Origin of the sequence: Delftia sp. ZNC0008, assembly GCF_000799035.1 — a bacterium.
Lineage (GTDB): Bacteria > Pseudomonadota > Gammaproteobacteria > Burkholderiales > Burkholderiaceae_C > Comamonas > Comamonas tsuruhatensis.
This window is the reverse complement of the sequence record NZ_JTKZ01000926.1, coordinates 1-12,655: the sequence shown is the minus strand read 5'-3', so window position 1 is coordinate 12,655 and position 12,655 is coordinate 1. Positions and strand designations below refer to the sequence as shown.

9 protein-coding genes are annotated in these 12,655 nt (G+C 65.7%); 6 read left to right on the top strand and 3 right to left on the bottom strand.

Annotated features, from left to right (window positions below; all coding sequences use genetic code 11):
* The coding region (locus tag L995_RS29945) for a FlxA-like family protein (protein WP_052195895.1) at positions 1–343 on the top strand (343 nt) is incomplete at its 5' end.
* A gap of 284 nt (positions 344–627) precedes the next feature.
* Positions 628–2,229, top strand: coding sequence for a methyl-accepting chemotaxis protein (locus L995_RS29940; protein WP_016446048.1), 1,602 nt, complete (start codon positions 628–630; stop codon positions 2,227–2,229).
* A gap of 138 nt (positions 2,230–2,367) precedes the next feature.
* Here the strand turns inward: L995_RS29940 and L995_RS29935 are convergent, their stop codons facing one another.
* Complete coding sequence (locus L995_RS29935) at positions 2,368–4,311, bottom strand: AMP-dependent synthetase/ligase (RefSeq protein ID WP_047475083.1); 1,944 nt, start codon at positions 4,309–4,311, stop codon at positions 2,368–2,370.
* Between the two features lie 215 nt (positions 4,312–4,526).
* The gene (locus tag L995_RS29930; RefSeq protein ID WP_016446050.1) at positions 4,527–5,162 is read right to left on the bottom strand and encodes a GntR family transcriptional regulator; all 636 of its coding nucleotides are present in this window, start codon (positions 5,160–5,162) and stop codon (positions 4,527–4,529) included.
* 114 nt (positions 5,163–5,276) lie between these two features.
* On the opposite strand from L995_RS29930, the gene scpA reads away from it, so the two are divergent.
* The 4 genes from scpA to L995_RS29910 are packed head-to-tail and all read left to right on the top strand — an operon-like array spanning position 5,277 to position 12,177.
* Complete coding sequence (gene scpA / locus L995_RS29925; RefSeq protein WP_047475081.1) at positions 5,277–7,454, top strand: methylmalonyl-CoA mutase; 2,178 nt, start codon at positions 5,277–5,279, stop codon at positions 7,452–7,454.
* A gap of 25 nt (positions 7,455–7,479) precedes the next feature.
* Positions 7,480–8,490, top strand: a complete 1,011-nt coding sequence (meaB, locus tag L995_RS29920) for a methylmalonyl Co-A mutase-associated GTPase MeaB (RefSeq protein WP_016446052.1) — start codon at positions 7,480–7,482, stop codon at positions 8,488–8,490.
* A gap of 57 nt (positions 8,491–8,547) precedes the next feature.
* Positions 8,548–10,080, top strand: coding sequence for an acyl-CoA carboxylase subunit beta (locus L995_RS29915; protein WP_016446053.1), 1,533 nt, complete (start codon positions 8,548–8,550; stop codon positions 10,078–10,080).
* Positions 10,081–10,128: 48 nt separating this feature from the next.
* Positions 10,129–12,177 (top strand): acetyl-CoA carboxylase biotin carboxylase subunit, encoded by a 2,049-nt coding sequence (locus L995_RS29910; RefSeq protein ID WP_016446054.1) that lies wholly within the window; start codon positions 10,129–10,131, stop codon positions 12,175–12,177.
* Between the two features lie 83 nt (positions 12,178–12,260).
* Here the strand turns inward: L995_RS29910 and L995_RS29905 are convergent.
* On the bottom strand, positions 12,261–12,655 hold a 395-nt coding region (locus L995_RS29905; RefSeq protein WP_047475079.1), incomplete at its 5' end, for a substrate-binding domain-containing protein.

Genomic DNA, 12,655 nt, shown 5'->3' with positions numbered 1-12,655 from the left:
ACGGCGACCACCGAGATCTACACTCTTTCCCTACACGACGCTCTTCCGATCTCCGCGTAATGACATCGCTGCGTTGCAGCGCAAGCTCAAGGAGCTGCAGCAGGCGCTCAAGGAAGTGGCCTCCGAGAACATCGACGCCAAGGCCAAGCAACAGAAGTCCAAGCTGCTGCAGACGCAGATCATGATGGTGCAAAACCAGATCGAGGCGCTGATGCGCGCCAGGCAGCAGGCCCAGCTCGACAAGCAGCGCGAGCAGCAGCAGGCCGCCGAGGCGCCATCGCAATCCCCATCGAAGGGCGGGAAGGCGCCCGGGCTGGGCGGCGTGGTCGACGTCTACGTCTGATCCAGTGAGATGGCCCGTGTTTTCACGGGCCGTTTTTCAAGGCATTCAATGTAACTTACATGAGAATGCTGTTCGGACTTTGAGAGGGTTGGCTCTGCAACACGGATGGGGAAGGGGGCTTGCCTGCGGGGCGGTAGCCGCGAGCGTCGCAACTGCTATGGAACTTATTGATTTTTGACTCTCAAGAAACCGGCGGTTGCTACCGATAAGGCAAGCAATGTGACTGCCGGGATGCGATAGCGATGGCCTATACCGATGGCGTCACGGGGACAGAGGGATCTGCGATGAAAAAACTCGGCGATGTGCGTATCGGTACCCGGCTTACCGGTGTTTTTCTTGTTCTGCTGATCTGCCTGATGGCCGTGGGCGCCGTCGGCGCAAGGGCGCTGGGCCATGTGTTCTCGGGCACGCAGACCATGTACCAGGACCGCGTGGTTCCGCTCAAGCAGCTCAAGCAGATTGCGGACGCCTACGCCGTCAACGTCATAGATACGGTCAACAAGGCGAATGCCGGCCTGATCACGGCGCAGGAGGCAGCGGCGAGCATTTCCGGCACGCTGCCCGCGATCGACGCGGCCTGGCGCAGCTATTCGTCCACACAGCTGACCTCGCAGGAGGCCGTGCTGGCCAGCCAGGCGCAGGCGCTGTTCGCACCTGCCAACCAGAGCATCGACCGGCTGCTGCAGCGGCTCAAGACGCTGGATGGAAAAAGGGCCGGCAGTCTGGACGAGTTCGATGGCGCGCTGTATGCCAGCGTAGACCCCATCAGCGCCAAGATCGGCGAACTGGTGGAGCTGCAGCTCAAGGCATCCGAGGATGTGTATGCGGACTCCCGCCAGGTCCTGGCGCAGTCGCAGATGCTGATCTACGGCTTTGTCGCGGCCGCTGTCATCCTCGCCGTGGCGCTGGGCTATGTGGTCACGCGCTCCATCACCGTTCCCCTGAAGTCCGCCGTGGAGGTGGCCCGGCACATCGAGCAGGGCGATCTGGCTTCCGAGATCCAGGCCACGGGGCGCGACGAAGTCGGCGACCTGCTGCGCTCCATGAGTGCCATGCGCGAATCGCTGGCCAGCATCGTTGGCGATGTGCGGCGCGGGGTGGAGTCGGTGACCACGGCATCCAGCCAGATCGCGGCAGGCAACCAGGACCTGAGCAGCCGCACCGAACACCAGGCCTCCAGCCTGCAGGAGACGGCGGCCTCCATGGAGCAGCTGGCAGGCAATGTGGGCCAGAGTTCGGAGAATGCGCGGCAGGCCAGCGCCCTGGCCGTGCGTGCCAAGGAGGTGGCGGGCGTGGGCGGTGGCGCTGTCGCCAGGGTCGTGGGCACCATGGACGAAATCTCGGCCAGCAGCGGAAAGATTGCCGAGATCACGGGCGTCATCGATTCCATCGCCTTCCAGACGAACATCCTGGCGCTCAACGCAGCGGTCGAGGCCGCGCGGGCGGGCGAGCAGGGCAGGGGGTTTGCCGTGGTGGCCGGGGAAGTGCGCTCCCTGGCCCAGCGCAGCGCCGCAGCGGCGCGTGAAATCAAGGCGCTGATCACGGCCTCCACCGAGACGGTGCGAATGGGCGGCAACCAGGTCCGGGAAGCCGGCAAGGCCATGGACGCCATCGAATCCCAGGTGCGCGAGGTGGCGTCGTTGATCGAGGCCATCTCGGCCGCCAGCGTGGAGCAAAGCGGCGGCCTGGGACAGATCAGCGAGGCGGTCTCCCAGATGGACCAGGTCACGCAGCAAAACGCTGCCCTGGTGGAAGAGTCTGCCGCCGCAGCTGCCAGCCTGGAGCGACAGGCCCGCGTGCTGGCCCAGGCGGTGGCCACGTTCAGGATCAGCGAGTTCAAGGAGATCGGCATGGCGCCCGCCGGCAGGGCATTGGCCGTTGCCTGAAGCGGGCAAGGCAAGGGCGCGGACAGGGCGCTCTCGCCTTCTTTTTGATCAAGTCAATGTAACTTACATAATTTCATTTTCAGATCAGAAATAAAGAAAGCCGCCGTTTTCCGGCGGCGGCTTGTCAAGGGCTGGGGGTCACCCCGCGCTGTTGCGGCCTTGCCAGCGCTCGGCGGGCTTGGTGTACATGGCGGCAATCTGCGATTCAAACCGCGCCATGAGGTTGTTGCGCTTGAGCTTGAGGGTGGGCGTCATCAGCCCGTTCTCAATGGTCCAGGGCTCCAGTTCCAGGTGCACGGCACGGGGGACCGCATAGCGGGCAAAGCTGGCCACCTGTTTCTCGATGCGGGCCAGCGCTTCACGCTCGGCGGCGGCGTGGTTCAGGCTCTTGGGATCTTCGGGATCCAGGCCCAGGCGCTGGGCCATGGCCTGCCATTCACCACGCTCGATGACGGCCACGGCGGCGATGAAGGGGCGGTCTTCGCCCACGACAAAGACCTGGGTGAAGAACGGGTCGCCGGTGATGGCCAGCTCCAGGTCCGCCGGTGGAATCTTCTCGCCGGTGGAGGTGACGATGATTTCCTTGATGCGGCCCTGGATGCGCACGCGCCCATCCTCGATCACGGCCTGGTCGCCGGTGCGCAGCCAGCCGTCGTCTGTGAAGGTCTTGGCGGTGTCTTCGGGGCGTTGCCAGTAGCCCCGCATCACGCAGGGCCCCCGCACCTGCAGTTCCCGATTCTCGCCAATGCGCACTTCCACGCCCGGCAGGGCGCGGCCCACGGTGGCCGGGTGGTTGTCCTCCAGCGTGTTGGCACAGACCACGGGCGAGGTCTCGGTCATTCCGTAGCCCTGGATCAGCGGCAGGCCCAGGCCGAGAAAACAGCGCGCAATCGTGGGCGACAGCGGCGCGCCACCGCTCACGGCCACGCGCACACGCCCGCCAAACTGGGCCAGCAGCGGCTTGGCCACCAGATGGTTGAGCACGGGCCAGGGCAGCCATTGCATCCAGCCCGGCACGTCGGGCTGGGGCGCCTGCGCATCGGCAATGCCTTGTGTTTCACAAAAGCGTTGCCAGCCCCTGGCCTGGGCCAGTTCGAACAGCTGGGCCTTGAGCGGTGCGCGCGCCAGCGCCTCCATGACCTTGGCGTGCACGCGCTCGTAGATGCGCGGCACGGAGACCAGCACCGTGGGACGCTGGGTCTTGAGATCCTCGGCCAGTTGAGCCACGGAGCGCGCATAGGCCACGCAGGCGCCCACGGCCATCGCCAGGTAGTAGCCTGCCGTGCGCTCGAAGGTGTGCGACAGCGGCAGGAAGGACAGGAAAACATCATCGCTGCGCGGCAGCAGCCGCTGCATCACGGCCTGTACGTTGGAGACCACGTTGCGGTGCGTGAGCATCACGCCCTTGGGCTTGCCCGTGGTGCCCGAGGTGTAGACGACGGTGGCCAGGTCCTCGGCAGAGGGAGGCGGGGGCAGGGGGACTGCGCCGCCTTCAGCCAGCCATTGGGCCAGCGGTTGCACGGGGATCTGGCGCAGGGCCTCCAGTGCAGCGGCATCGCCTTCGGTGTCAGGCTCTGCGGCCCGGGAAGCCGGCTTGGCCGATGCCACGACCACCTTGCGCAGCTCCGGCAAGGCCTGGCCGGTGGCGCAGATCCTGTCCCAGATCGATGCCTGGGCCACGAAGAGCATGGACACCTGGGCATTGGCCAGGATGTAGGCAATGCTGCCTGCGTTGTCTATGGAATGCAGGGGCACCGGCACATGGCCGCAGCGCAGGCTGGCCAGGTCGATGGACATGGCATCCAGCCCGTTGGGCAAAAGAATGGCAATGCGCGAGCCCGGTGCCAGCTCCTGCGCGGCCAGGGCCTGCGCCCACCGGGCCACGCGCTCGCCGGTCTGCGCCCAGTTCAGGGACTTCCAGCTGCGCGCATCCTCGTCATAGGCCCGATAGGCCTCGCCTGCGGGCGTCTGCTGCACGCGCAGGGCCAGCATTTCCACCAGGGTGGCGGCCGTGGCCATGCTGGCATCGGCAGGCAGGCTCATGGCCAGGGAAAGGGCGCGGGCTGGATCTTGGATGCTCATGCGAAGAGGTGCGGACCGAAGTGGATGGTGCCGCTGATGATAGCTGCCGGTTACCGCAGGCCCCGGCGTCAGCTTCGGACATGTGCAGAGTTGGCAGCGAGGTTTATGCTGCACTGCAGCGTTCTCGGGCGATGCGCCTGAAGCGAACCAGGAGCCGCATGCCCGCCTACGTCGCCACTGTTGCCCAGCCAGCCAGGGTTCAGATGAACCCGAGTTCAGGACGCTGCAGCCAGACCGTTCCTGAAGTGCTGACGCATGGCCTGCGCGGCGGCCGCGCCATCGCGGCGCAACAGGGCCTGCATGACGGTCTCATGCTCGGCCAGCGAGTCCTCGATGCGGCCCTGCTTGAACAGCGATTTGTGGCGGTTGAGCTTCATGACCTTGCGCAGGTCGGCCACCAGCTGGTTGCGCCAGCGGTTGTCGGCGATCTGCAGCAGCTGCATGTGAAAGCTCTCGTTGAGCTCGAAGAAGCGGTCTGCATCGCGCATCTGCGCCTTGAGTTCCTCATGGGTCTGCTGCAGGGCGGCAAGTTCCTCATCGCTGCCCGATTCGGCCACGACCTGCACGGCATCGGATTCCAGCAGGCTCAGCAGGTGATAGACATCGGCAATGTCCTTGGACGACACCTCGGTCACATAGGCGCCACGGCGCACCTTCATGGTCACCAGGCCCTCGGCGGCCAGCACCTTCAGGGCCTCGCGCAGCGGGGTGCGGCTGATGCCGTATTCCTCGGCAATCTTCAGTTCGTCGATCCAGTCACCAGGCGCCAGTTCGTGCGCGAAGATGCGCAGGCGCAGCTTCTCTGCCACCTGTTCGTAGAGCGCGCGGGGAGTGAGGGTGTTTGTCGACATGTGGCCCGGATTGTATCGGCAAAGATATTTTGAATGAATAATTATGAATGATGTAAACTGCGGCAGCTCTGGGGCATGCCCTCAAGGGCACCTGTCATTCACGAGCCTGAGAACATGAGACAAGACCATCCGACAGCGCAGAACGGCCAGGAATTCGCAACTGCCGACCTGCAGAAATGGGCCCAGGCGGCCGCCAAGGCCGCTCCAGGGGGCGACATCCAGGCACTGCACTGGACCACGCCCGACGGCATCGACGTCAAGCCGCTGTACACGGCGGCAGACACGGCGGATCTGCCCCATACGGATAGCCTGCCAGGCTTCGAGCCCTACATCCGCGGCCCCCAGGCCACCATGTACGCGGGCCGGCCCTGGACCATTCGCCAGTACGCGGGCTTTTCCACGGCCGAGGAGTCCAACGCCTTCTACCGCAAGGCGCTGGCCGCCGGCGGGCAGGGCGTGTCGGTGGCTTTCGACCTGGCCACGCACCGGGGCTACGACAGCGACCATCCGCGTGTCACGGGCGACGTGGGCAAGGCCGGCGTGGCCATCGATTCGGTCGAGGACATGAAGGTGCTGTTCGACCAGATCCCGCTGGACAAGATCAGCGTGTCCATGACCATGAACGGCGCCGTGCTGCCCGTGCTGGCCGGCTACGTGGTGGCGGCCGAGGAGCAGGGCGTGGCCCAGGACCAGCTGTCGGGGACCATACAGAACGACATCCTCAAGGAGTTCATGGTCCGCAACACCTATATCTACCCGCCCCAGCCGTCGATGCGCATCATCGGCGACATCATCGAGTACACGAGCCGGAACATGCCCAAGTTCAACTCGATCTCGATCTCGGGCTATCACATGCAGGAGGCGGGCGCCAACCAGGCGCTGGAACTGGCCTTCACGCTGGCCGACGGCAAGGAGTACGTGAAGACCGCCACGGCCAAGGGCATGGATGTGGACGATTTCGCGGGCCGGCTGTCCTTCTTCTGGGCCATCGGCATGAATTTCTATCTGGAAATCGCCAAGATGCGCGCGGCCCGCCTGCTGTGGTGCCGCATCATGAAGGGTTTCGGCGCCAAGAAGGCCAAGAGCCTGATGCTGCGCACGCACTGCCAGACTTCGGGCTGGTCGCTGACCGAGCAGGACCCCTACAACAACGTGGTGCGCACCACCATCGAGGCCATGGCCGCCGTCTTCGGCGGCACGCAGAGCCTGCACACCAACAGCTTTGACGAAGCCATTGCGCTGCCCACCGAATTCTCGGCCCGCATTGCGCGCAACACGCAGCTGATCATCCAGGAAGAGACCCACATCACCAATGTGATCGACCCCTGGGCCGGCAGCTACATGATGGAAAAGCTGACCCAGGACATGGCCGACGCCGCCTGGAAGATCATCGAGGAGGTCGAGGCCATGGGCGGCATGACCGCCGCCGTGGATTCGGGCTGGGCCAAGCTCAAGATCGAGGCCGCCGCCGCCGAGAAGCAGGCGCGCATCGACTCGGGCAAGGATGTCATCGTCGGCGTCAACAAGTACAAGCTGGCCAAGGAAGACGCCATCGACATCCTCGAGGTGGACAACGTCAAGGTGCGCGACAGCCAGATCGCGCGCCTGAACCAGATCAAGGCCAGCCGCGATGCCGCCAAGGTCGAGGCCGCCCTTCAGGCCCTGACCCAGGCCGCCGAAAGCGGCGAGGGCAACCTGCTGGACCTGTCCATCCAGGCCGTGCGCCTGCGTGCCACGGTGGGCGAGGTCTCGGACGCACTGGAGAAGGTTTTCGGGCGCCACCGCGCCGATACACAGAAGGTGACCGGCGTGTATGCAGCAGCCTACGACTCGGCCGAGGGCTGGGAAAAGCTCAAGGGCGAGATCGATGCATCGTCCGAGCAGCTGGGCCGACGCCCGCGCGTGATGATCGCCAAGCTGGGCCAGGACGGCCATGACCGCGGCGCCAAGGTGGTGGCCACGGCCTTTGCCGACCTGGGCTTCGACGTGGACATGGGCCCGCTGTTCCAGACGCCCGAGGAATGCGCGCGCCAGGCCATCGAGAACGACGTGCACGCCGTGGGCGTGTCCACGCTGGCGGCAGGCCACAAGACCCTGGTGCCGGCCATCATCGAGGAGCTGCGCCGCCAGGGCGCGGACGACATCATCGTCTTCGTGGGCGGCGTGATTCCCGCGCAGGACTACGACTTCCTCTACAACGCCGGCGTCAAGGGCGTCTATGGCCCGGGCACACCCATCCCGGCCAGCGCCAAGGACGTGCTCGAGCAGATCCGCCAGGCCAACAGCCTCTGAGCCCGCCGCAGTGACTCCCGAGCAAATGCAAGACGGCATCCTGAACGGCAACCCTGCCGTTCAGCGCCGGGCGATGGCCAAGGCCATCACCCTTTTGGAATCCACGCGCACGGATCACCGCGCTGCGGCCGATGGGCTGCTCACGGCCCTTCTGCCGCATACGGGCGGGTCTTTCCGCCTGGGCATCAGCGGCGTGCCGGGCGTGGGCAAAAGCACCTTCATCGAGACGCTGGGCCTGTTCCTGATTGGGCGCGGCCTTCGCGTGGCGGTGCTGGCCATCGACCCCTCATCCACCGTGTCGGGCGGCTCCATCCTGGGCGACAAGACGCGCATGGAGCAGTTGTCCGTTCATCCGGATGCCTACATCCGCCCCAGCCCCAGCAGCGGCACCCTGGGCGGCGTGGCCGAGAAAACCCGCGAGGCCATGCTGGTCTGCGAGGCGGCTGGCTACGATGTGGTCATCGTCGAGACCGTGGGCGTGGGCCAGAGCGAGATCGCCGTGCAGGGCATGTGCGACATGTTCTGCCTGCTGCAACTGCCCAATGCGGGCGACGACCTGCAGGCCATCAAGAAGGGCGTGATGGAGCTGGCCGACCTGGTGGTCATCAACAAGGCCGACATCGACCCGCATGCCGCCACGCGCGCCCAGGCCCAGATCACCTCCAGCCTGCGCCTGCTGGGCATGCACGGCAACCCCGAGCATGCCCACCACGACGAGCGCCTTTGGCAGCCCCAGGTCATCACCATCAGCGCGCTCAAGAAGGAGGGCGTTGAAGGTTTCTGGGGTGCGGTGGAGGAATTCCGCCGCCTGCAGCAGGCCAACGGGCGCCTGGCGCTGCGCCGCGAACGCCAGGCGCTGTCCTGGATGTGGGAGCGTATCGACTCCGGCCTCAAGCAGGCCTTCCGGCAGCATCCGCAGGTGCGGGCGCTGCTGCCCCAGCTGCAGGCCGACGTGGCAGCAGGGCGCATCGCGGCCAGCACGGCCGCCAGAAATCTGCTGCAGGCGCAGGCAGGCCCCGTGGCGGCGCCGCAGTGACGGCCGACAAGACAAGACCAGACAAACCTTACCGTTAGACGTTAGAGGAATCGCAGCATGCAAGACATCCTGGATCAACTGGAGACAAAGCGCGAACAGGCCCGCCTGGGTGGCGGCCAAAAGCGCATAGACGCACAGCACAAGAAGGGCAAGCTCACGGCGCGAGAGCGCATCGAGCTGCTGCTGGACGACGGCACCTTCGAGGAATGGGACATGTTCGTCGAGCACCGCTGCACCGACTTCGGCATGGAAGACAGCAAGATCCCCGGCGACGGCGTGGTCACCGGCTACGGCATGATCAACGGCCGCCTGGTCTTCGTCTTCAGCCAGGACTTCACCGTCTTCGGCGGTGCGCTGTCCGAGACCCATGCCGAGAAGATCTGCAAGGTCATGGACCAGGCCATGAAGGTCGGCGCCCCCGTGATCGGCCTCAACGACTCGGGTGGCGCCCGCATCCAGGAAGGCGTGGCCTCGCTGGGCGGCTATGCCGACGTGTTCCAGAAGAACGTGCTGGCCAGCGGCGTGGTGCCGCAGATCTCCATGATCATGGGCCCCTGCGCGGGCGGCGCCGTGTACTCGCCGGCCATGACCGACTTCATCTTCATGGTCAAGGACAGCAGCTACATGTTCGTCACCGGCCCCGAAGTGGTGAAGACCGTGACGCACGAGGAGGTCACGGCCGAGGAGCTGGGCGGCGCCATCACCCACACCACGCGCAGTGGCGTGGCCGACATGGCCTTCGACAACGACGTGGAGGCGCTGATGATGCTGCGCCGCCTCTACAACTACCTGCCGCTGAACAACCGCGAGAAGGCGCCCGTGCGCTACACCTCGGACCCCGTGGACCGCGCCGACAAGTCGCTGGACACCCTGGTGCCCGACAACGCCAACAAGCCCTACGACATGAAGGAGCTGATCCTGAAGACCGTGGACGACGGCGACTTCTTCGAGTTGCAGCCCGACTACGCCAAGAACATCCTCACGGGCTTTGCGCGCATGGACGGGCAGACCGTGGGCATCGTCGCCAACCAGCCCCTGGTGCTGGCCGGCTGCCTGGACATCAAGAGCTCCATCAAGGCCGCGCGCTTCGTGCGTTTCTGCGATGCCTTCAACATCCCCGTGGTCACCTTCGTGGACGTGCCCGGCTTCATGCCCGGCACCAGCCAGGAGTACGGCGGCATCATCAAGCACGGCGCCAAGCTGCTGTACGCCTATGCCGAGGCCACGGTGCCCAAGATCACCGTCATCACGCGCAAGGCCTACGGCGGCGCCTATGACGTGATGGCCTCCAAGCACCTGCGCGGCGACGTCAACCTGGCCTGGCCCCATGCCGAGATCGCCGTGATGGGCGCCAAGGGCGCCGTGGAGATCATCTTCCGCGAGGACAAGAACGACCCGGCCAAGCTGGCCGCGCGCGAGGCCGAGTACAAGGCCCGCTTCGCCAACCCCTTCGTGGCGGGCGCGCGCGGCTTCATCGACGATGTGATCCAGCCGCATGAGACGCGCAAGCGCATCTGCCGCTCGCTGCAGATGCTCAAGAACAAGCAGCTGGAAAATCCGTGGCGCAAGCATGGAAACATCCCTCTGTGACCAAGCCCTGATATCAAAGATCGAATCCAGAAAAAACAGGCTGCGAAGATGTTCAAGAAGATCCTGATTGCCAACCGCGGCGAGATTGCCTGCCGCGTCATCGCCACCGCCCGCAAGATGGGCATACAGACCGTGGCGGTGTACTCCGATGCGGACCGCGAGGCACGCCACGTCAAGCTGGCCGACGAGGCCGTGCACATCGGTGCCGCTCCCAGCCGCGAGTCCTACCTGCAGGCCGACCGCATCATTGCCGCCTGCAAGCAGACCGGCGCGCAGGCCGTGCACCCGGGCTATGGCTTCCTGTCCGAGAACGAGGCCTTCGCCCGGCGCGTGGAGGAAGAGGGCATCGCCTTCATCGGCCCCAAGCACGCGGCCATCGCGGCCATGGGCGACAAGATCGCCTCCAAGAAGCTGGCCGACAAGGCGGGCGTGAGCACCATCCCCGGCTACAACGATCCCATCGCCGGCCCCGAGGCCGCCGTGGAAATCGCCAAGGGCATCGGCTACCCCGTGATGATCAAGGCCAGCGCCGGCGGCGGCGGCAAGGGCCTGCGCGTGGCCTACAACGACAAGGAAGCCTTCGAGGGCTTTGCCAGCTGCCAGAACGAGGCACGCAACAGCTTCGGCGACGACCGCATCTTCATCGAGAAGTTCGTGCAGGAGCCGCGCCACATCGAGATCCAGGTGCTGGGCGACGGCCACGGCAACGTGATCTACCTGAACGAGCGCGAATGCTCCATCCAGCGCCGGCACCAGAAGGTGATCGAAGAGGCGCCATCCCCCTTCATCAGCGACGCCACGCGCCGCGCCATGGGAGAGCAGGCCGTGGCCCTGGCCAAGGCCGTGGGCTACCAGAGCGCGGGCACGGTGGAGTTCGTGGTGGGCAAGGACCAGGATTTCTACTTCCTGGAAATGAACACCCGCCTGCAGGTGGAGCATCCGGTGACCGAGTGCATCACCGGCCTGGATCTGGTCGAGCAGATGATCCGCGTGGCCGCTGGCGAGAAGCTGGCCATCGCGCAGGAAGACGTCAAGCGCGATGGCTGGGCCATCGAGTGCCGCATCAACGCCGAGGACCCGTTCCGCAACTTCCTGCCGTCCACCGGCCGCCTGGTGCGCTTTTCGCCGCCCGAGCAGACCATGTGGCAGGCCGACACCGGCCACCTTCATGGCGTGCGCGTGGATACGGGCGTGTATGAAGGCGGCGAAATCCCGATGTTCTACGACTCGATGATCGCCAAGCTCATCGTGCACGGCAGCGACCGCAACGACGCCATCGCCAAGATGCGCGAGGCGCTCAACGCCTTCGTGATCCGGGGCATCAGCTCCAACATCCCGTTCCAGGCCGCGCTGCTGGCCCATCCCAAGTTCAAGAGCGGCGAGTTCAACACCGGCTTCATCGCCGAGCACTACGCCCACGGCTTCCACGCCGAGGATGTGCCGCACGGCGACCCCGACTTCCTGGTCGCCCTGGCAGGCCACATGAACCGCCGCTACCGCGCGCGCGCCGCCACCATCAGCGGCCAGATGCGCGGTCATGAGCTCAAGGTCTCGGCCGACTACTGCGTGGTCGTGCTGGGGGCCGATGGCAAGCACCAGTACCGCGAGGTGCAGGTTTCCGACTTCGACGCGGAAAGCCGCGCCAGCACCGTCACCGTGGACGGCAAGCCCTACACCTTCCGCAGCGAGACGCCGATGCGCGCCATGTGCGTGCAGGGCAGCTGCAACGGCAAGCCCTTCACGGCGCAGGTCGAGCGCGGCACGGCCAGGAACCCGCTGGCCCTGCGCGTCATCCACAACGGCACGCAGATCGACGCCCTGGTGCTGTCGCCGCGCGGCGGCGAACTGCACCGGCTCATGCCCTACAAGGCACCGCCGGACCTGTCCAGGTTCCTGCTGTCGCCCATGCCGGGCCTGCTGGTGGACGTGGCCGTGCAGCCGGGCCAGAAGGTGCAGGCCGGCGAAAAGCTGGCCGTGATCGAGGCCATGAAGATGGAAAACATCCTGTTCGCGTCGCAGGACGGTGTGGTCAGCAAGATCAGCGCCGGCAAGGGCGACTCGCTGGCCGTGGACGATGTGATCCTGGAATTTGAGTGATGTCCGCGTGATTCCTGCGCCGCAGGCGTCGACCAGAGAAAAGGCCGGGCAGCAGACCCGGCCTTTTCATCTCCACTGTCGCTTCAACTGCTTTGCCGCACCACCAGCTCATATCCCAGATCCAGGCTGTGCAATGGCAAGGCCTCGCCGCGCATCAATTGCAGCAGCATGCGCGCGCCTTCGGTTCCGATATGGCCGCGCGGCGTGCGGATGGTGGTCAGTGGCGGCACCATCTGGTCGCTGCCGGGCAGGTCGTTGAAGCCGGCGATGGCGATCTGCTGCGGCACGCGGATGCCGCGGCGCAGGGCTTCGAGCAGGGCGCCCTGGGCGATGTCATCGTTGCAGAAGAAGAGGGCATCGACGGATGGAGCCAGCCGCAGGGCGGCGTCCAGCAGCTCGGCGCCCAGCGCCATCGAAGTGGGGCGGGGCCACAGCAGTTCCAGGGCCGGGTCGTGCAGGCCCGCGTCCTGCAGGGCCT

Coding starts and splice junctions, on each gene's coding strand:
- L995_RS29940 (WP_016446048.1), top strand. CDS start 628: ATGAAAAAACTCGGCGATGTGCGTATCGGTACCCGGCTTACCGGTGTT.
- L995_RS29935 (WP_047475083.1), bottom strand. CDS start 4,311: ATGAGCATCCAAGATCCAGCCCGCGCCCTTTCCCTGGCCATGAGCCTG.
- L995_RS29930 (WP_016446050.1), bottom strand. CDS start 5,162: ATGTCGACAAACACCCTCACTCCCCGCGCGCTCTACGAACAGGTGGCA.
- scpA (WP_047475081.1), top strand. CDS start 5,277: ATGAGACAAGACCATCCGACAGCGCAGAACGGCCAGGAATTCGCAACT.
- meaB (WP_016446052.1), top strand. CDS start 7,480: ATGCAAGACGGCATCCTGAACGGCAACCCTGCCGTTCAGCGCCGGGCG.
- L995_RS29915 (WP_016446053.1), top strand. CDS start 8,548: ATGCAAGACATCCTGGATCAACTGGAGACAAAGCGCGAACAGGCCCGC.
- L995_RS29910 (WP_016446054.1), top strand. CDS start 10,129: ATGTTCAAGAAGATCCTGATTGCCAACCGCGGCGAGATTGCCTGCCGC.